This is a genomic window from Acidianus brierleyi (genome assembly GCF_003201835.2).
GTDB lineage: Archaea > Thermoproteota > Thermoprotei_A > Sulfolobales > Sulfolobaceae > Aramenus > Aramenus brierleyi.
On the sequence record NZ_CP029289.2, the window covers coordinates 2,529,183 to 2,550,645 of the forward strand.

16 protein-coding genes, 2 pseudogenes and 1 CRISPR repeat array are annotated in these 21,463 nt (G+C 33.5%); of the genes and pseudogenes, 14 read left to right on the forward strand and 4 right to left on the reverse strand.

Features of this window, described 5'->3' with window-relative positions:
• The first annotated feature begins 553 nt into the window (after positions 1 to 553).
• The 4 genes and pseudogenes from hypF to DFR85_RS29595 all read left to right on the forward strand — a co-directional run bounded on the left by hypF (position 554) and on the right by DFR85_RS29595 (position 10,378).
• Entirely contained in the window at positions 554 to 2,752 is a 2,199-nt protein-coding gene (hypF, locus tag DFR85_RS29580) for a carbamoyltransferase HypF (protein ID WP_110271920.1), read from the forward strand.
• Positions 2,753 to 2,769: 17 nt separating this feature from the next.
• Positions 2,770 to 6,698: direct repeats of the CRISPR family, unit length 25 nt; unit sequence CTTTCAATTCCTTTTTGGATGAAAC.
• A gap of 785 nt (positions 6,699 to 7,483) precedes the next feature.
• Positions 7,484 to 7,804, forward strand: coding sequence for a hypothetical protein (locus DFR85_RS29585; RefSeq protein WP_162582859.1), 321 nt, complete (start codon positions 7,484 to 7,486; stop codon positions 7,802 to 7,804).
• A 100-nt stretch (positions 7,805 to 7,904) separates the two neighbouring features.
• A pseudogene (locus DFR85_RS29590) lies at positions 7,905 to 8,955 on the forward strand (ISH3 family transposase).
• A 365-nt stretch (positions 8,956 to 9,320) separates the two neighbouring features.
• Positions 9,321 to 10,378: pseudogene (locus DFR85_RS29595) on the forward strand (IS110 family RNA-guided transposase).
• A 150-nt stretch (positions 10,379 to 10,528) separates the two neighbouring features.
• On the opposite strand, the gene DFR85_RS29600 reads toward DFR85_RS29595, so the two are convergent.
• The 4 genes from DFR85_RS29600 to DFR85_RS29615 form a co-directional block, all read right to left on the reverse strand.
• Positions 10,529 to 10,717, reverse strand: coding sequence for a hypothetical protein (locus DFR85_RS29600; protein WP_110271380.1), 189 nt, complete (start codon positions 10,715 to 10,717; stop codon positions 10,529 to 10,531).
• 195 nt (positions 10,718 to 10,912) lie between these two features.
• A complete protein-coding gene (locus tag DFR85_RS29605; protein WP_162582861.1) occupies positions 10,913 to 11,164 on the reverse strand; it encodes a hypothetical protein in 252 nt (83 codons plus the stop codon).
• Between the two features lie 128 nt (positions 11,165 to 11,292).
• Positions 11,293 to 11,502, reverse strand: coding sequence for a hypothetical protein (locus DFR85_RS29610; protein ID WP_110271381.1), 210 nt, complete (start codon positions 11,500 to 11,502; stop codon positions 11,293 to 11,295).
• 447 nt (positions 11,503 to 11,949) lie between these two features.
• On the reverse strand, positions 11,950 to 12,321 hold the full coding sequence (locus tag DFR85_RS29615) for a hypothetical protein (RefSeq protein WP_110271382.1): 372 nt from the start codon (positions 12,319 to 12,321) through the stop codon (positions 11,950 to 11,952).
• A 693-nt stretch (positions 12,322 to 13,014) separates the two neighbouring features.
• On the opposite strand from DFR85_RS29615, the gene DFR85_RS29620 reads away from it, so the two are divergent.
• The 10 genes from DFR85_RS29620 to DFR85_RS29665 all read left to right on the forward strand — a co-directional run bounded on the left by DFR85_RS29620 (position 13,015) and on the right by DFR85_RS29665 (position 21,461).
• On the forward strand, positions 13,015 to 13,230 hold the full coding sequence (locus DFR85_RS29620) for a hypothetical protein (protein WP_110271383.1): 216 nt from the start codon (positions 13,015 to 13,017) through the stop codon (positions 13,228 to 13,230).
• Between the two features lie 6 nt (positions 13,231 to 13,236).
• The gene (locus tag DFR85_RS29625) at positions 13,237 to 14,226 is read left to right on the forward strand and encodes a radical SAM protein (RefSeq protein ID WP_168367216.1); all 990 of its coding nucleotides are present in this window, start codon (positions 13,237 to 13,239) and stop codon (positions 14,224 to 14,226) included.
• Positions 14,226 to 15,395, forward strand: coding sequence for a hypothetical protein (locus DFR85_RS29630; protein WP_110271384.1), 1,170 nt, complete (start codon positions 14,226 to 14,228; stop codon positions 15,393 to 15,395). The genes DFR85_RS29625 and DFR85_RS29630 overlap by 1 nt, the downstream gene beginning before the upstream one ends.
• A gap of 614 nt (positions 15,396 to 16,009) precedes the next feature.
• Entirely contained in the window at positions 16,010 to 16,327 is a 318-nt protein-coding gene (locus tag DFR85_RS29635) for a hypothetical protein (RefSeq protein WP_110271385.1), read from the forward strand.
• 177 nt (positions 16,328 to 16,504) lie between these two features.
• The gene (locus DFR85_RS29640) at positions 16,505 to 16,858 is read left to right on the forward strand and encodes a hypothetical protein (RefSeq protein WP_110271386.1); all 354 of its coding nucleotides are present in this window, start codon (positions 16,505 to 16,507) and stop codon (positions 16,856 to 16,858) included.
• Between the two features lie 138 nt (positions 16,859 to 16,996).
• A complete protein-coding gene (locus DFR85_RS29645; protein WP_162582863.1) occupies positions 16,997 to 17,164 on the forward strand; it encodes a hypothetical protein in 168 nt (55 codons plus the stop codon).
• Between the two features lie 34 nt (positions 17,165 to 17,198).
• A complete protein-coding gene (locus DFR85_RS29650) occupies positions 17,199 to 17,720 on the forward strand; it encodes a hypothetical protein (RefSeq protein ID WP_162582865.1) in 522 nt (173 codons plus the stop codon).
• A gap of 290 nt (positions 17,721 to 18,010) precedes the next feature.
• Complete coding sequence (locus DFR85_RS29655) at positions 18,011 to 19,048, forward strand: acyl-CoA dehydrogenase family protein (protein WP_110271388.1); 1,038 nt, start codon at positions 18,011 to 18,013, stop codon at positions 19,046 to 19,048.
• A 188-nt stretch (positions 19,049 to 19,236) separates the two neighbouring features.
• Positions 19,237 to 20,310, forward strand: coding sequence for a thiolase C-terminal domain-containing protein (locus DFR85_RS29660; protein WP_110271389.1), 1,074 nt, complete (start codon positions 19,237 to 19,239; stop codon positions 20,308 to 20,310).
• A complete protein-coding gene (locus DFR85_RS29665) occupies positions 20,307 to 21,461 on the forward strand; it encodes a thiolase domain-containing protein (RefSeq protein ID WP_110271390.1) in 1,155 nt (384 codons plus the stop codon). The genes DFR85_RS29660 and DFR85_RS29665 overlap by 4 nt, the downstream gene beginning before the upstream one ends.
• The last annotated feature ends 2 nt before the right edge of the window (positions 21,462 to 21,463 follow it).

Sequence of the window (21,463 nt, forward strand, 5' to 3'; positions counted from 1 at the left end):
ATTTATTATCTTATTAGGATTATCAATGGTTATTTTAAGAGAAATGTAGGAATAGGATTATATAACTCAGGAAATGAATACAATGAAAAACTAACTAAAATTAACGGAATTATGGTATCAACCCAGTCTCATAAGGGGATACTGTAGGCTCACTGCTCGGAGTCGGAACGATCCTCATTGTCTTTGTAGAAATATAAAAAATCTAATATGGTACTTGGAAATTTATAAAAATTATCATATAATTATCTAACTAATTACATTAAATCTTTACGAACCACTAATAACAAATAAAAATTATTTTTACTAATTAGATTTTGGGTCTACCGTAACCAAGGCGGTGACGCTTACTCCGTCAGTGACTGCCATTAAGAGAATATTCGAAAAAAGAAGTATTAAGCCTTACAAAGGGGGCTATCTATCTCCACGGAGTCTTCCGCTCCCTTTGAACCCCTGATCATAATAAAGTCTTATAGTGCAAACTTACAAGATTTTTGGCTCTTTACAGACAATATTCAACGAACAAAATTTAATATATGGATTTTTTATATCACTTATGAAAGCTTACAAGATAATTTTTTCTGGTATAGTTCAAGGTGTAGGATTCAGGCCATTTATTTATAGAATAGCTGTTAAATCAGGAGTAAGAGGATACGTAAGGAATTTAGGAGGAAGCGAAGTAGAAGTCAAGATTGTAGGAAAAGAAGAAAATATAGCAGAATTCATGTCATTATTTTTCTTAAAATTACCTTCTCCTGCAAAAATAGAAAAAATTATAGTAGAAGATAGTGAAATAGAGAATTTTAAGGAATTCCAGATTTTAAAGAGCGGGAGCACAATTAAGGAAGTTGGAGAAATACCTCCGGACTTATCAGTATGTGACGAATGCATGAAGGAAGTTTTAAACGAAAAAGACAGACATTACATGTATCCATTTAATAGTTGCGCATACTGCGGACCAAAGTTTTCAATAATATATAAGTTACCCTACGATAGAGAAAACACTTCCATGAAAGATTTTCCTATGTGTTCTTCTTGTCAGAAAGAATATGAAGATCCGGAAAACGAAAGAAGATTTGACGCTCAAGGAATAAGCTGTCCAATTTGTGGACCTAAATTATTTCTCGAAGATATTAAAGGAGAAAGAATAGAAGGAGATCCTATAGCCCTTACTGCAAAGCTCATAGAAGAAGGAAAAATAGTAGCAATTAAAGGCATTGGAGGATTCCACATAGCTATAGATCCGTTTAACGATGATGTAATTATAAGACTAAGAGAAAGAAAAAAGAGACCACAACAACCTTTTGCCCTCATGGCAATCTCTACTGATGTCATAAAGAAATACGCAGAAGTGTCGGAAATAGAAGAAGAAATTCTACGTTCGCCGGAAAGACCAATATTACTACTCAAAAAAAGAGAATCAATTTCAAAATACATTTCCCCAGGATTGGACAGAGATGGATTTTTCCTTTATTATACTCCTCTACATTATCTCCTCCTCAACTCTCTGAAGAATAAAATTTCAGTGATGACAAGCGGAAATATTCACGGCTTACCTATGTGCATTGACGAAGAATGTGTTAAAGATAAATTGAAAGACGTTGTGGATTACGTACTTTACCATAATAGGAAAATTGTTCACAGAGTTGACGATAGCGTAATGAGGATCTCATCACGAAGGATAATTATGTTACGAAGAAGTAGAGGATTTGCACCTACATGGATAAGAATAAAGAAGAAGGTGGAGCCAACAATAGCTTTAGGAGCAGAACTTCAAAACACTGGAGCAATAGCTTTTGACGATAAGGTTATACTCACACCTTATGTTGGAGATACTGACAAACTGGAAAACTTAGAAGAAATGGAAAACAGTATAAGGTTCCTTTTAAATACCTATTCAATAAAACCTAAATATGTAATAGCAGATAAAAATCCAGCTTATCAAAGCCTCAGACTAGCTAAAAAATTTTCAGAAGAATTTTCGGCTGAATTTTATCAAGTTCAGCACCATTTTGCTCATGGGTTAAGCGTAGCTGCAGAAAAAGGAGTAGATGAGGGAGTAATAATAGCTATAGACGGAATAGGTTATGGAGACGATGGAAACGGTTGGGGAGGTGAGATAATAAAATTTGAAGGAAGTAAATATTCAAGAGAATATCACTTAAGGTATGTTAATTACGCAGGAGGAGACATAAACGCAAAGAAGCCCGATAGAATGTTAGCTTTATTCCTATCTAATTTCCTTTCGTGGGAAGAAATAAAAAAACATGTAAAACTATCTGAAAAAGAAATAAAAATCCTAGAAATGCAATCAAAAAAATCGTCATTGTATACCTCAAGTGTTGGAAGATTTCTTGACGCAGTTTCGGCATTTTTAGATGTTTGCCATGAAAGAACATATGAAGGAGAACCTGCAATAAAACTTGAGGCGATGAAAGGAAGAATATTAGATTTCGATTTCCCTATAAAAGGAGAAGAAATAGACACAATAGAAGCGTTCAAATGGTTTTTAAACAATAATTTAAGGAAAGAGGATATTGCTACAACCCTACAATATAAGCTAGGAGAAGCATTAGTTAATGCTGCCGAGAGACTGAATCCGGAAAGAATCTTAGTTTCCGGAGGAGCTTCAGTAAACGAATATATATTAAAAGGTATATTAGACAACGCAAAAGCGGAAGTGTTAACGCTCAGTAAAGTTCCACCAGGAGACGGCGGAATATCTTTAGGTCAAAGTTACTTTAAAGTGTTGTAATATTCTATCGGATATATCTTTCAATTCCTTTTTGGATGAAACTCCACTTTTTCGTAATTTCTCATAAAGCATTTAAAGATTTCTTTCAATTCCTTTTTGGATGAAACCCCGGCGAAGAGCCCTTGCTGGGCTCTCCCGGGTACGAGGACTTTCAATTCCTTTTTGGATGAAACGTAGTTTAGGCGTAGAGTTGGAGGGCGTTATGCCCTACTTTCAATTCCTTTTTGGATGAAACTGCGTTGGTATGCAGAAATATTGCCTATAGTTACCGAAGACTTTCAATTCCTTTTTGGATGAAACAAATATTCAAACTGATAACGGCGGAATATATTTAGCTTACTCTTTCAATTCCTTTTTGGATGAAACGTATGGTATTATCAAATGGTGAAAAAAATGGGAAACGAAACCTTTCAATTCCTTTTTGGATAAAACTTGAGGACTTCCAGGGGGGATATTACTATATCCCCTACAACTTTCAATTCCTTCTTGGATAAAACTTATTCAACACCTGCAGCAAGGTATCCAGCTAATTCAACTTTCAATTCCTTCTTGGATGAAACAAAAGGTCTAATTCAAAGAAAGAGCGTAAAGGATATCATAAACTTTCAATTCCTTCTTGGATGAAACATTGTAAATGGGTTTAGCCCAAGCATGTTAAGTCAAAATTCCTTTCAATTCCTTCTTGGATGAAACTTATGAGTTTAAGAGAGACGCCATAAGGAAGCTAATGGAAAAATACTTTCAATTCCTTCTTGGATGAAACAATGAATAAGTATGTGACAAACGGGTTCAGCCCGAGTATGATACTTTCAATTCCTTCTTGGATGAAACATACTATACGTATCGTATGACGACGGGTTTGAAAAAGACTTCTTTCAATTCCTTCTTGGATGAAACACATGATGAATATGAACCGTTTGCAAGCGCTAAATTAGAAATCTTTCAATTCCTTCTTGGATGAAACCTGAGGTTATTGTCTTAAAACTTAATGATTTTGATAAGATAACTTTCAATTCCTTCTTGGATGAAACTTCTTCTCCTCCGACATGTCTCATTCACCTCTCATATTTAACACTTTCAATTCCTTCTTGGATGAAACCTGTTTATTTCTTTTAATTCCAATAGATTTTTTGTACTGATTCTTTCAATTCCTTCTTGGATGAAACCATTTAAATATTAGTTAGGTCTTAATGTAACATGATAAACACTTTCAATTCCTTCTTGGATGAAACAAGTGATGGCAAGGGAAGGCACAAAAATGATGAGTATTGACTTTCAATTCCTTCTTGGATGAAACCTTATATCATTCGGCTGTTCCTCTGGGGTCTATAGAAAAACCTTTCAATTCCTTCTTGGATGAAACTACAATACGGTTCATTACCAGACGCGTTAATAAAATCACTTTCAATTCCTTCTTGGATGAAACTCAAAATAAGTCAAATTTAGATCAACAATTAAATCAAATTTTCTTTCAATTCCTTCTTGGATGAAACTAAAATCAAGGGGGGAAATATGGTTGAGTTTAACAAAGCGGCTTTCAATTCCTTCTTGGATGAAACATATCGATTTGTCACATAAGAATTTTGACTTTTTAACTTTCAATTCCTTCTTGGATGAAACGTCCCTAAGTGAATTACTTAGGGACATAGTGTTTGAATATATCTTTCAATTCCTTCTTGGATGAAACTTCCCAAAGAATGCCAATGGGTGGCGGAGCTGGAAAAAATTCTTTCAATTCCTTCTTGGATGAAACATAAATTCATTAACTACCGTAACCGTTGGGCAATATATAACTGCCTTTCAATTCCTTCTTGGATGAAACCTTAAAGAAATTGCAAATTGGGTTGGGGCAAGATCATTTAGCTTTCAATTCCTTCTTGGATGAAACATAATGACATACTAGTAATAGTGTACCCAAGTCTGCATGATATCTTTCAATTCCTTCTTGGATGAAACCTACTGAGCTCGAAAGTTTTGGGTGTGCCTCTGGGGTCTATCTTTCAATTCCTTCTTGGATGAAACAGTAAGGACTTACAGTGCGGAAACCGGGAAACCGGTGGCCTTTCAATTCCTTCTTGGATGAAACTTGCTACCTTCATTTGTGAGCCACCTCAACGACAATTATTTCTTTCAATTCCTTCTTGGATGAAACAGGAGGACTATAAACGCACTATATATTGACGTTGTAATGATCTTTCAATTCCTTCTTGGATGAAACACAAAAAGGGATGGAGGTTTTTTTACAACCTCCTAAAAAAGACTTTCAATTCCTTCTTGGATGAAACTCTTCTGCTTCCATAAAATCATATCCAGCAAAAAGTTTTCGCTTTCAATTCCTTCTTGGATGAAACAGAAAAATTAAAGATAAAATTAGCTAAAGAATAATAAATCTTTCAATTCCTTCTTGGATGAAACCTATTTAGTGTCACAATGCAACGACTGGTGTGCAGTTACAAACTTTCAATTCCTTCTTGGATGAAACAAGAAATAATTTTACAGTTGTGAGAAAAATTAAGCATAAAACTTTCAATTCCTTCTTGGATGAAACAAGGATACGAACGACAAAACAGATCCAGCTATAACAAACGGCTTTCAATTCCTTCTTGGATGAAACACAACAACGACTTGAAGCAATTAGGTGACAACGATGATGAGTAACTTTCAATTCCTTCTTGGATGAAACAAAAAATCGACGATCGTTTGGAAACCTGCCCGCTATAGAGCTTTCAATTCCTTCTTGGATGAAACATGAAATAAAATTACGAGAGTGAGAAATTTGATAAAGAGACTTTCAATTCCTTCTTGGATGAAACCTCAACTAAATAATAATAAAAGTAATACACTTCAAATGAACAGCTTTCAATTCCTTCTTGGATGAAACACAGCCGAACAGCAAATCTAGAGAATAACGAGACGGTAAACTTTCAATTCCTTCTTGGATGAAACCCAAAAATAGAACCGAAAATGATAATGAAAACAATGAAAGAATACTTTCAATTCCTTCTTGGATGAAACCTATCTGGATTGATTTCGGTTCTTATAGAAATTAGACCTTTTTGTCTTTCAATTCCTTCTTGGATGAAACTAGTAACGAGGCACCAACTACTAAGACTTCAGGAACACTTTCAATTCCTTCTTGGATGAAACTTTAGTCATTATATTACTACTTTTACTTTAACGTAACGTAAAACTTTCAATTCCTTCTTGGATGAAACACAAAAAATGTAATTAAGTATATGCGTAAAAATAGAAGAAAAACTTTCAATTCCTTCTTGGATGAAACAATAGAATTCTTTGTATTTTTATTTTTTTCGTTTTTTTATCTTTCAATTCCTTCTTGGATGAAACCTTTCAAAGTTTGTATTTGCGAAAATAGAATTAAAAATTTTTCTTTCAATTCCTTCTTGGATGAAACTTGATAAAGTATACTGCAAAGGTCTACATAATAATCATACAATCTTTCAATTCCTTCTTGGATGAAACACTGTTGCGTTAGAAATTTTGCAAAATGAATTGGAATATACACTTTCAATTCCTTCTTGGATGAAACGCGGTTTTTCGGCTAATAATCTGCCAAACGTCTACAAATTCTTTCAATTCATTCTTGGATGAAACTTAGAACGTAAGGGCGGAAAAGCTCCACTCATTGCAATCCAAACTTTCAATTCCTTCTTGGATGAAACTCTGCAATATCGACAGTTGTCTATAGCAATATTTTCGTGACCTTTCAATTCCTTCTTGGATGAAACAAAAGGGTTAGTGGACATCGATAAAGATAAAGCAAATAGACTTTCAATTCCTTCTTGGATGAAACGAACATTAGTAATAAAATATGAACCAAATTCAACATTATATATCTTTCAATTCCTTCTTGGATGAAACCATTTTTATCGATAATAATACAATAAAGTATATTGCTAGCTTTCAATTCCTTCTTGGATGAAACTGATGGATTTATATTCTGATTTATATATTCTGAACAATAAACTTATAAACTTTTCTTTTATCTCCTTTCTTCTTCATGCGAACTAATTCGTTGTAATGATCTGACGTAGTTCTGTTCGCATGGTCTGCTCGTGAAATTGAATGAATAGACAGCCTTTTAAACGTTCAATCTACACGTCTGATTTCGTCTTGTACGCATTGTAGCTCGAACTTTTACGTTTTTAATCTTCATGTTCACCTCCTACCTAGTAATGATAGTATTACAAAATTGTAATCCTACTTTTTTCAACATGATAGATTAATGTTTAATTCTTCTCGTCATGTTCTTATCTTTTCAAGAGTTTAAGTAGGAAAATAAGGGTAATAATGAACATTTTTTCTCTTTTGTTTCCCTTTTTCTATCATCTTTTTATGGTATTCCCTTATTTTTCATTTTTTCTCTTTTTTCTCTCATCTTTCTCATAAGAACTGTATAGACGATTGTCTATAATTTTTATTGAAAATGATCATCATAAAGTAATTTTTTCTCACCAACTTTTTCTCTCTTTTCATTTTTTCTTTCTGTTCCATCTTGGAAATTTACTTTCAAGAAATAAAATGATTCTTCTCCCTAAAAAAGTATATAATGATAATTATAAATTATCAAAGGATTTACGTTATCCTTATTTTAAATCTTATTTTTTATTTAAATATATAATTTTAAAATATTTAAATCTTATTAATATTTCTAAATATCTAAAAATAGGAATAAAAAATATTATATGTTATTTCTATATAAGATTGATTATGGATCAAGTAGTAACGGCCATGATTCTTGTCGTGGCAACGATAGCTTTAGGTCTTATAGCCTTTGCTTTTTCATCAGCATATTCCTCTACGGTTAATGTTTCGTATTATAATCAGATTGAGGCAGAAAAGATTTCTTCGTCTTTTAATCCTACAACAGTAAACATTAACAATTCTTGTGCATTAATAATACCTTATTCTTATTTTTATCACGGTATTTTTTACGTTACAGTCTTTGAGGTTCCAGAATATCTTGTGAACTACCGCGCCCTAACCGGTAGACCCAAAATCATATTAGAAAAAATATTTCTGATAGGATAATATCGAATTTATAAAAGATAAAGAAATTTATAAGAGTGTAAAGAATTGAAGAAAGGGTTTAAGGTGAGGGAGATGGAGTATTACCACGTGAAATAGGAAGATGATAACGCCCGGTCTCCCTCACCAAAATAACATTCAACAAATAGGATATAAATTACTTTCCATGTTGAACTTCCAAGGGGAAAAGGTAGATGAGGTAGCAAAAACTCTCATCTCCGCGTGTTTGTGGAACGACTCTGTAGAGAACAAGTCCAGAGCGTATGACGTATCCCCACAGACCGTGAGGAATTACGTAGAGAAACAAGGGATGGAAGTGATTGAAAAGCTATTGGAAAGAGCTAGGAAAATATCCTTAGAAGTACTGAAGGGGGTAAAGGAGATAGATCTTTCAATAGACTGGACAACCAAGACGTGGTATGGGAAACCAGTGAAAGGGCTCGGGAGCTCTGAAAAAGGAAACTCGTGGAACTACGCAACTGCAACAACCAAGTATAAGGGGAAAGTACTTTTACTTGCCTTTATTCCGCAAGTGAACGGTATGACTAAGGACGAGATAGTGAAGATCCTCGTGGAGCAAGTAATGGCAATGGGATTCAAGATAAGGTTGATAACTCTTGACGCTGGTTTCTACACAGTTGATGTGCTCAATTTCATTTCACAGTTTAAGTATATAATTGCTGTCCCAACTGGGGACGTGAAGGTGTTTGAGGAGTTTGACGGGGATTACAAGACTAATAGTAAGTAGGAGGGATGAGCAGGTCAAGTTCAGGCTTCTCGTGTATGGCAAGGAAAAAGTGAGGAGAAAGAAGAAGAGTCTTGTTTATTTTGCTAGGGCTACTAATCTAGATCTGCCCAAGAGGGAAGTGTTGGATTTGTACAATAAGGTAAGAGGTCCCATAGAGACCTCTTATAGGAACATTAAGGCTTTTCTTCCATTTACTAGTTCTACTAAGTTTGTTTTCCGCACGTTGATCTTCGTGCTGGCCCTTGTACTCTACTCCTTATATACCATATTCAAGGGGGAGGTGGGGAGGGAGGAATTTAGATTATTATTAATTCTTTTATTTCCTGATTTATTCAATCCAGAGAATTTTACATTTAATGTAATTGAAACACTTATTTACACTATAGATTTATTTTTAAGGAGGTGATTTTGGGTCTACCGTAACGGACGTGGCTTCCTGCTTCAAAGCCGAGGCTTGCCCAAAGGTAGAGGTCTCAGCTCCACAGGCACTAAGGGTCGTTCCGACCCCGAGCACTAATGTGAACCCACAGTATCCCAATATGGGACTGTTGAATGGAGCAGAGGCGTACCACATAGACCCTCACTTTAACCAAGGCGTCTCAGTGACGCTTACTCCGTCAGTGACTGCCATTAATAGAATATTTGAAAAATACGTATTTAAATGTAACCACAAAGGGGGCAATCCATCTCCACCCTTATGGAGTCTTCCGCCCCCTTTGAACCTATATAGATTAATTAGTTGGGGAGAGTAATACTCTCCAACTGGGAAACATGGTCGACCCTTTGACTGAAGCAAAGTCTTCGAACGGGGGCGTGACAAACCCCTACCATCGGACTGAACATTGTGATAATATGCACGGATATAGGTGTGATAAAGAGGTAGGGATCCTAGGAATAGACATATCAAAAGATCATCTAGTAACGAGTGAGGGGAGGGTCTACGAGAACAACAAGAAGGGTTATGAAGAAATACTAAAAGTGAAACTAAACACAATAGTGGTCGAACCGACAGGAGCATACTCAATAAAACCATGTCAATACTTCAAGGAAAAAGGGATCAAGATACTACAAGTAAGCCCAAATATACTATGGAAGGAGAAGGACTTGAGAGGAAAGAAAACAGATTTTTACTACAAAAACTAATAAACATGGCAAACAAGGCAAAGGAGTACAACTACAACCCATTGAAAGAACTAGTAACACTATATATCTTCCTAAAAGACCTTGAAGTAAAGTACAAGAACAGGGTAAAAAGAGCACTATTCCTAGTCAGTGACGAGGAAAAAATAAGCAAGGAAATGCTTGAAGAATTCTCTAAAGGAAACTTCAAAATACAATTATACAACTTAGAGTACACAAAGATCGTACTTGAAGAAATCGAAGTATTATCTAAAGCACTACTGGAAACAAGCGAGAAAATAAAAGAAGTAGAGAAAATGATACAATTACAGTCTGAAAATCACGTTCTATTAACTATACCGGGAATAGGGAAACTTTCTTCGGGAATAATAATAGGCATTGTTGGAGACATTAAACGCTTTCCTAACCCTGAGTCCTTCGTAGCCTACTGCGGTTTAGACCCAATAGTTGAGAGGAGCGGTAAAGCTACTGTAAGTAAGGGAATATCGAAGAAGGGTAATAAGTACTTGCGCAGCTTGTTCTACTTCCTCGCTGAGATGAATTACTCTCGTAATCCTACATTACTAGAATTTTACGAGAACCATAAGGAAAAGTTGAAGGGAAAGAAGTTGTACACTGCTTTAGCCAGGAAATTGGCTAGAATAATTTGGAGTGTTTGGTATAATAATAAGCCTTATGAGCCTAAGTGACCATAAATCGCCACGTGGATTGAAAGGTACACGTGGCAATCTTAGTTGACATTATGCTTGAAGTTCAACCGAAATATTTATTACTGAACGCCCCTTGTTCAGATAAAAAAGACTATATAAGGGTTTTTCGATATACGGCTATCTAAGAGCCTAATCCAAGAATGGGCCTAGATGGTCTATTAAGAACCATATAAACTCCTTTATTACATTAATCATTTTCATAATTTTTTTATCATCTATTAGTGATGAGAGCAACATAATAATTCCTATTGTAAGAAAATAGGGCCATAGTGTAGCATACCATGGCGGTGGAACGTAAACACGAAAAACGTCAGGCATTCCAATTATCTCGGTGGGAAATGACTTAATCTCTATTGTAGGATGGTCTATTGAGTGAAGATAAACCGCTAACCCTAGAAGTATTATGGAAGATATTGTTAAAACAGTTTTGTCTTATCCATTAAAATAAAAAAGAAAAAATTGGCTTATAAGATTTTTCAAGAAAATAGTCTAAAAATTACTTCGTTTTCGATTTTATTCTTCCGGTCTATGAATTTCGAATGGGCTTTTCTGCTCGCCAAACTCGTAATTATACCATTTCTTGTACAATACTCTAAAACTCTTGTATAATATTCTAAAACTATGATAAAACTCCATGTGCCAACTAATGAATAAAATTACAAAACTGGTAGTTAAGACTTCAATCCATAAGTTAGCATACCATGGCGGAGGTATCATGCGAGATGGGTGTGCAAGCGGCATCCAGTATGGAACATGCTCTGTCAAAAAAGTAGGATGGTCTATTGAGTGAAGATAAACCGCTAACCCTAGAAGTATTATGGAAGATATTGTTAAAACAGTTTTGTCTTATCCATTAAAATAAAAAAGAAAAAATTGGCTTATAAGATTTTTCATTAGAAAGTAGCAGAACCTATTGCGATTAGCTGTTGTGGCGATGTAACAATATTTACAAATTCATTTGCATACGGTAAGGGAGCAGTAGGTAATTCCTGAGTTTTTGTATCTATACCTTTCAATGTACCTAATAACCAAGTCTGCACATTATAATAGTATGTAGAACTAGTAGGGCTAGATATTGAACACTCTATTGCACCCCATGCCATACCACTAGGCGGTGTAGAAGCGCCAACTTCAGATCCGTAATCTGTGCTGAGATTTGAACTGTCTGCAGATACTAAATTCTGGCCAATATATGGTGCATTATATAAAGATGATCCTGATTGGCTCGCTACGCATAGTTGAAAGCCAGTAACAAAATACGGATTTAATAGATTTTTCCTTCTGTTATTTGAACGTCATCAGGTAAAGTTACGTCGAATTCATCATCTAAACCATTATCGATTGTATTTTGTAGTGTATCGGTAAAATCATTTAAATCATAATTACCATCTGTAATTTTTTCAGTACTATCATTTTTTACAACATTACCTCCATTGTCTTTTGCTTTATTGCAGATTCTCTTTCGGTAAAAACGTCAAGGAATATGCGAGAAGGACTAACAAATCATTAGGTGACGACAGAAAGAAGGAGAGAAGGGTTTAAAAAGGGAACTAATTCAATACAGGGTCTAAATGATCTATTAAGAATAATGTAAAATTCTTTAACGCCCTTATTATAGTCTTTCTATGTATGAATGCTAAGGAAAGGAGTCCTATAATACCTAATGTAAGAAAATAAAGCCATAGTGAAGCATACCATGGAGATGAAAAGGAAACGTAAATGTTTTTTACTGATAGTAGTATTGAACTATCATAAAGTCTAGTACTAACTCCTGATAGAAAAACGCTGATATTTTTTACTGCTAATGGTGATTCTATTGCATTTTGTAATTTTATTGTAGTTGAATGGTCTATAGAATGAAGGTAAAAAGATAAGCTAAAAAACACTAAAGAAACAAGACAGATAACAAAAGACTTCTTCATAAGAAAAATAAAAAATCTCTTTTTTAAATTTTTACCATATATACTGAAATCCTTGAACTAACTGTCCATCAAGTAGTTCAGTTATTGTTGGATTACCTTTAGCTTGTGCCTCTGGATAAGTCATAATAAATTCTGTGGCATAACCGTAAGGTATTGATACTCCTACTCCGTATTGTACTGCGACTGCTTTTATAAATAATCAGAATGGTGAAATTACCTATCAATTTGAGAAGCAATATTCTCCATTTAATCCGTCTATAACCTTAGAAGGTCTATAAGGAAATTTTTTATTGGTCCTTATATGCTATATACATGATTCATTTCGTCTATTTTGATAGTAGTGGTCTCAATATTAGTTCTTGACAAGCTCCGAATGTTACAACAGGATTCAAATTTTAAGTCCGTACTTATGAGTAATGCTTATTGTTATCTTAATTCTCTTAAATGGTATAATGAATTTATATAATTTATTTTATATTAACTAAATTCCTAACTATGCCTAGAGCTTCTATATTTAAATTTCAAATTCGTTTATAGCCTTATATCATATAGTGTATAGTAAAAAGTAAATAATACTTACTAATTATATTATAATTATATATTAGTTTACTGATTAGTATATCGAAAACATTCTTAAAAGGTTTTAATACAGTATTTCAGTTAAAAAAAGCTGTTCAATAGCCATATAAATTAATGACAACAAAATTAAAGTCTATAGATGAGATAATTAAAGTCTCAATCTATTATAAAGATATAAATGAAACAATAGGATTAGAGTCACCGGTATGTTATCTTACCGGTGGTGGCGGTGGTGGAGGAAGCGGTGGAGATCCAGAAGGAATGAGTTGCGGATATCCTACATCGTCCTGTTGGTCTATTCCGTATCCTAAATATCCTAAAAAGAGGTGACCAATTATGGTAAGCAATAATGAAAAAATTTTTTATTTAACTATTATGTCGTCAAGTTGGTGTAATTTTAGATGTATATATCGTTTTGAAAATAACTATTTTAAAAAAGAAAATATAATAACTTCACAAGACACTATTTTTAGGATAAAATTATTCATAAAGAATACATTAGAGAAAAAATTATTCAATAGAATACATATAACTTGGTATGGAGGAGAGCCATTATTAGATTTTAAAACTATTATAGATATTATGGATTATATTATTAATCTATCTAAGACATATAATATAAAAATATCTTCAGACATTCTTACTAATGGATATCTACTAGACTTATATAAATTTACGGAATTAATAAAAAGAAATGTAAATATATTTCAGATAACAATAGATGGATGGAAAGATACTCATGATAAGCTAAGACCATTATTAAATAACGGTACGACTTTTGATAGGGTATTTAACAATTTAATTCTAACAAAGAATATTAAGGAAAATTTCATAATGATTATACGATCCAATATTACACAAACTAATATATATTCAATAAAAAAATTCTTAAATGTTATATCTATATATCTTTCTAATGATAAAAGATACTATTTTAGTTTCTTTATTATAAAGAGATCTGGGAGTAAAAACGATGATAAATTAGATTTCATAGACCGTGAAAAAAGAAATTTCGTATTAAAAGATTTATACAACTATGCGTTTAGTCTTGGTCTAAATGTACTTAGTAACACTCTTTTATATCAAATGGGAACAATACCTACTAAATATGGTATGTGTGGAGCCGTATATCCTTATTCAATTACCATTAGGAATGATGGAAAAATATTCAAATGTCCTATGACAGTCTTATTGGATAATGAAGCTGTCGGATATTTAGATAAAGATGGAAGCTTAATCATAGAAGAGGAAAAGATTAATAGGTGGGCTAAATATATTAATTCTAAAATTGGATGTCCTAGGTTAGCTGAATTTGGGGAAATGTAATGGGATTTAATATTTTTAAGAATAGGGACGTTAAAATTTATCTTATTCAACACTCCATACAGCCGTATTTAGCTCTTTCTTTCATTTTACCTGCGTATGTTTTTCTATTTAGCAAGAACATTATTTTAGTTGGTGTTCTTCTGAGTATTGCGTACTTGTTAGGACATCTTACAATAATTTCTGGTTTTTTAACGGATTACGTTGTAAATACTAGGCTATACGATTTTATTCTTTCAGTTTTAAGTGGATTAATATTTCTTGTCTCTTCATTAGTTTATTCAAACTCAGTGAGTTTTATTTTTTTATTGTACGCCGTCCTAGGCGTAGTGTATACGCTTAAGGGAACTAATCATAGGAAAGTATTTAGAAATGTTGTAAATTCTTATAAGGATTATAGAAATATTTGGGTTTTAACTCATAGTATTAGGGCATTTACGTCGATTATTCTTCTTTATATTTCTCTCTTCATAGTAGGGTTGAAATATACTTTGTTAATTTTAGGATTATACATGCTTTTTGTTCATACTCCTCTAATTTTCCTTATTAATTATCCTAGAGGTACTGGGAATGCTAAGCTAATCTTTAACATGTCGTTCTCATTGTTAAAAGGTAAGAAGGGTGCCCAATTTTATGTTATAGATAATTTTTTCAGTAATTTTTTTAGTGGTATATTACCGGTATTTATAGGGGCTTTCTCTTTATCTTTTTCGTTTTTAACTAATTACATAATTTATTATGTCGCTTTTATCCTTTATGATGCTATTTATCTGATTATTTTAAATAAGGATTTGAAAGGAGTTAATGGTAGATACTCAGTTTTGTTTTTAAGGGGTCTTGTTCCTTCTTTTATTCTTTTCAGTATAGTTATCCTTTCTCCTTCATTATATATAATCCCTATTGTTCTTTTTTCTGTAGTATTAACATTTTATAATGTATTTGTGACTCAAGCAATTCAATTTAATATACCTAAGGAAGTTTATGCTACTTTTATAGGATTGAACGTAACATTTGGCAGTTTATTCTACACTTTAGGAAATTTAATACTACCTTACATGGAAATAACCTTAGGTTTAAAAGGCGTAATGGTTTTAGTCTCAATAGTGTTAGCTATTTACTCTTTGATTATCTCGTATAGATTTAAGGATTTATTTAAAGTCATTAAGAAATAATTTGAATATTCTAGTCTCTTTAAATTCTTTAGGATAAATGATATTAACTCCTTAAACATAATTATTTTTATTTAATGCAAAATCCTCTAATCTTTACATAAGAAGTTTTATCAATATCTCCATCAAAACTCCTATCTTGAATAACACTTTACATATTTCATACTTCGTATATTGTAAAATGGAAAATTAGATCTCATAGAAAATCTGTAAGGAAAATAGACCTAGGCTTAAGGATAAACTCAAGAGGAACATAGAAAGAGTAGCTAAGGAGGTTTAAATATGATTTCAACCAATTTCTCCACCGTAGTATGTTCAGTCTGCTCCAGAGATTATTTTGATTATGAGAATTATCGCTACATTGTTAACTTTTTACTTTTCTACGAAGTTGGTAGGCACAATTAAAAGGTTAAGTTCAATGTTTAGGATTTAGGAAAATCCGTTAAGTGCGGTTATTACAGAAAAGCTTCACTAGTAGTTCCTGAAAATTCTTATCCTTTAACTAGGCAAAAATTAGGAAACCATGATACAAAAACTTTTCAGAAGTACTAACGTTATAAGTTGTCACTTAACCACTTCTGCAAAAAACATAATATTTGCGTAAGTTAGGTGATCTTATGAGAATTAGAACTCTTTGGCTTATCCTTATTTTAGGTAATTTATACGACTATGTAGCAACTTTAGTATTCGCTTATTTACATATTCTATGTATGGATCGTAATGTCTTTATTGGATATTCTACGTCTTTCTCTAATGTTATAACTGTTTTAACTGGCGAGAAACTTTTATTCCTAAATGGCGTATATTGGTTTAGTAAACTTTTCGATTACTTAAAAATTAGTAATTATAAATGGTTAGGATTATTACCATTTACTATCATTACAGCACTTATAGTAATTGATGATTCATTAGCTATCATTATAACTCTTTTTTAAACCCTTTTTCCCTCTTCCCAACCACAATGAAGTGGATAAGCCTTCTAAGTCTATCCATAATATCACTAATGTTATTACCAACATTACAAACTGGAGCCCAAACATCTAATACATGGGTAATTGGGAACAGCCATAACGAAAAGATTTATATTAAAAGTTAAATTTTCTTTTTTTTATATGTTGTGGGTTTCAGTTCTAATACTTGTTGCAGGTATAATTTCTACCTTATTGACTGTTCATTTTTCCTTAAGAAAGGCAGATAAAAGAGGTTTAATTATAATACTGTCTTCTTTAGTTTTAATCGGTGTTGGATTATGGTTACTATCAATGGATCACACAGTATATATAGCTAAGCCGATCCATGTAGCTTATCCATCTAACATACAACCACTTGGGCCATTAGCCTATTGTGTTAAAATTCCACCGCCATGGTACGCTACGTTATGGTTTTATTTTCTTGGCATAGGTTTAGGAATGCTAAGTGTAATGGTAATATTTGAAAGTATAATTAGACTTTTAAAGAATGGTTAACTTTCCATTTTTATTAGTAAAGCCTACGTCCAAATAGGTGACCAAATTACAGAACTTTCCGCCAAATACAAGGCAGAAGATCTAACGCTCGAAGTATCAAGCAGAGATATTGAATCGGGAACTTATACTTTTGATGATTTGACACAGGAGATAACGGACATTATCAAAGATATAGATTCTAATGATAATATTGATTTTCCGTACGATTTAACAGTAGAAAACGGTGTAATAAAATCTTATTCTGACGAAGTATATGACGTATTTCGTTTTATGACCCGCGTGATGAAGAAGATTAAAAAGATATAGTCTTTTTTCATCATATTTATTTAGGTGATAGGTTATGCCTATTATTTTCAGCACTACGGCGTATATCCCTATTTGGAAAATGACGGAAGAGCAGAAGGAAGAGTTTAAACAGAGCCGTCTATATCGTAACGTTATACCGTTAGTTTTCAGGGAAATTAATAGTAAATATCGTTATATGTATATGGACGATAAAATAGAAAATTCTATAGAAAACGGGTTTATTGACGGCGTAAAAACCCGTGTAAAAATACGATTAGTGTTTTCTTCAAAGAAATTAGAGAGGGAAAACAGTATAGTGAAAGAGCATTTTTACCATATAGGTGTAATAGAAGAACCTAAGGAATTAGCAGGTAAAATAATATTGAGACATGGGGCGGGGATTTACGACATAAGGATAAGAGATTTCTGCCATAATTCTCATTTTTATCATTATTTTGCTGAGAAAATACAAGGGGTATTTTCCAAAGAGACATTTTATCCACAAAAGGTTATTATAGGTAAAAGTTGTCCTCTCTCTCAAATAACGATAGTTGAATACTTACGTAAAAAGGCTTAGTCTCTTTTTAAACCCTTTCTCTCTTCCTCTAAATGAAGTACCTATTAATTTTCTCTATCTAAATTATCTATCTTGTTATCAATATCTTTACAAGCCTTGTCAGTGGATAGTAGGTGTTTCCGTAGTTTAAGATTTATACAAGAGACTATCTAAGTCCTACTTGCCATGATTTTTATACAAACTGATTTACCTTTCTACGTAAAAAGTTTACAGTTATTAGTTACTTAGATCTTTTCTATATAATCACTATTATAATCTAAGTTTAAAAACTTGTAATCTAAGATAAATTTATGTTAGAATCACAACTTATTCTAGATACTGTAAGAAATTTTTCTAAAAACAAAATAGAGCCATTATCAGAGAAGATAGATAGGGAAGATTGGTATCCTAGAAATTTAGTAAGAGAAATGGGATCCATTGGTATTCTTAATCCACTTTATCAAGGCTTAGATCTTTATACTGCAATGCTAATTTTAGAAGAGATAGCCAAAGTTAGCGGTTCTGTTGCTTTAATTCAGGACGCTCAAACAGAGTTAGTTACAGAACCTATAAGGAAATTCTCTAAGGTAGATGTTAATGCTTTATCTTCTGGAGAAAAAATAGGTTCTTTTGGATTAAGTGAGCCTTGTTGCGGTAGTGATACTTCTTCAATGAAAACTAAAGCAGTAAAGAAAAATGAATGGATTATAACTGGAGAAAAGATGTGGATTACTCAAGGTCTTTACGCCGATCTTTATTTAGTCGCAGCTAAAGTTGACAACAAAATAAATGCGTTTTTAGTAAATAGGGATCCATGTATCAGTGTTTCTAAAATAGAAGTTATGGGAAATAGGGGAACAGGGACGGCCCACGTTAAGTTTGAAGAATGTAAAGGTGAACATATAGGTGGATGGGAAGTAATAAAATATGCACTAAATATTGGAAGAGTTGCAATATCTGCCATATCTATAGGATTAGCGGAAGGTGCAATAGAGGAAGCGTTAGAGTGGGGTAATTCTAGAATAGTTTTCGGTAAGAAGGTTTTAGAGCATCAAGGGAATTTGTGGAAGGTTTCAGATTCTATTTCTAAAATTCTTATGTTGAAAAGTTTCCTAAAATATGTATGTGAGAATATGAACGATTATCTTATTTCTTCTCTTAAACTGCAATCTTCTAGGATTTCCCAAGAAATAGTTGATCAATCTCTTCAAATAATGGGAGGTATGGGATACGCTAAAGGAAGTAAAATTGAAAGGATATATAGAGACATTAGATTAACTAGGATTGGGGAAGGATCGGACGAGGTTCAACTTCATATTATATCAAAAAATATTAATAAAATATTTTAAAGATAAACTATTCTAGTTTTTCCATTTTTTATGTGTATCTTGTCTTTCAATTCCATAATAATTAAAAATAAATTAATAAGTAGTTATTGTATAATTATATATTTACAGTAGGAATTAATGGAAGTTTTTAAACCCTTATTAGTAATGAAATTTATGAAATCATTTATATTTTTGAAGATATATAAACTATTGTGACTAAGTTGGAAAAAGTTGGAATAATAGGAGCAGGATGGTATGGCTTTCGTCCTCAAGTAAAAGATCTTTCCTTCAGGGAAATGGTTTTTGAAGCTGCAAGCAGGGCATACGAAAGTTCTGGAATAGATCCAAGGAAGGACGTAGATACTTTCGTTTCATGTCAAGAGGATTTCTGGGAAGGAATATCGATAGCTGACGAATTTGCTCCAGATCCAATAGGAGGTGCAATGAGACCTACTATGACAGTACCTGGAGATGGGATTCAAGGAATCATCCACGGTGCAATGCAGATTTTATCTGGAGTTTCGAAGGTTACCGTAGTTGAGTCTCATGCGAAACCTAGTGACATTGAGAAAATCGATAAAATCATTGAATTGGGAATGGATCCTCTCTTTTCTAGGTTAGGAGTTAACGTTAATTTCCTTGCAGGTCTTGACGCTACAAAGTTCATGAAAAATTACGGAATAAAAAGGGAAGATTTAGCTGAAGTAGTATCAAGAAACCTTAGTTCTGGATTTAAGACTCCTAGATCTTCTTTTGCTTCTAAAGTAAGTGTTGAAGACGTATTATCTCAGGATTTCTTAGTTTATCCGTTATCTACTATGGATATAGCTAAATATGTTGATGCCAGCATTGTTTTTATTCTAGCTTCAGAGGAAATTGCTAGAAAATATGATCCAGTGTGGATAGAAGGAATGTCTTTTTCTACTGCAGAAAAACTCGGTGAAGCTGAGTATTTGTCTATAGCATCAAGGCAAGCTTATAAGATGGCTAACGTGAAACCTTCTCAAGTAGACGGAATATTTGTAGATGACAGATACAGTTATAAGGAACTTCAACACCTAGAGGCTTTAGGCATAAGTTCTAAGGAATTTTTAAGAGACCAAAACATTGAGGTTAATCCTTATGGAGGACATTTAGCTAAAGGTGTTCCTTTAGAGGCTTCAGGCCTTTCTTTACTTTTAGATGCCGTAGATTTTATTGAAGAGGGACATGAAAGTGCCATAGTAGCTAGTTGGAGGGGAATTCCCACTTATACTGGCTCAGTATTGGTGGTGAGAAAATGAGGAAAGTCGGAGTAATAGGTGCAGGATTAACACTGTTCAGGAGAAGGATGCTTGAGACTCCTCAAGAATTAGCGTATATTGCAGCAAGTAGGGCATTAGATGAAGCGGGTTTGGAGTTAAAGGATATTGATTGCGTAGTAATAGGGAGTGCTCCTGATGCTTTTGATGGAGTTCATATGAAGGGAGAATATTTGGCTAAAGCAGGAGGAGAGAAGAAAATGGTTAGTAGAGTTTACGTAGGTGGAGCTACTGGTGTTATGACTGCAATTTCTGCGTGGTATCATGTAGCTAGCGGTCTTTGTGAAAAAGTTTTAGCAATAGCTGAAGAAAAAATGAGTCCTGCTAGACCTCATCCTCAATCTGTATTTAAATACATATGGGATCCTATAACTGAAAAACCCCTTAATCCTAACCTCATCTGGATATTTGCTATGGAAATGCATAGGTATATGGCAAAATACGGCATAAGGAAAGAGGAAATAGCTTTAGTTTCAGTAAAGAATAAGAGGAACGCAATGAATAATCCTTATGCTCAACTTCCAGGAAACATAACTGTTGATGATGTATTAAAGAGTGAAGTCCTGGTATGGCCAGTTCAATTGCTAGACGTGAGCCCAACAAGTGATGGAGCTGCAGCTATGGTTGTGGCTACTGAAGACGTTGTAAGGAGATATACGGATACTCCAGTATGGATTGAAGGAGTAGGATGGACTTTGGATAACACGTCTTGGCCAGGGAGAGAATTAGCTTATCCAAGATATTTAGAGAATGCAGCCAGGATGGCTTACAAGATGGCTAAGATTGAAAGACCTTATAAGGAAATAGACGTAGTAGAGCCTTATGATCCCTTTGATTATAAGGAGCTTCATCATTTGGAAGGTTTAATGATAGCCAAAAAGGGAGAGGCTCCTACGTTACTTAAGGAGGGAGTATTTGACATTGATGGGGATATTCCTTCAAGCCCTTCTGGCGGTCTTTTGGGAGTTGGAAATCCAATAGCTGCTGCAGGCTTAATGAAAACTATAAGTATTTATTGGCAATTAAAGGGAATTGCAGGTAAAATGCAAGTCAAAAAACCAGTTCATACTGGTGTTGCACAAGCCTGGGGCGATTTGATGCAAGCCTCAACAGTTATAGTTATGAGGAATTAAGG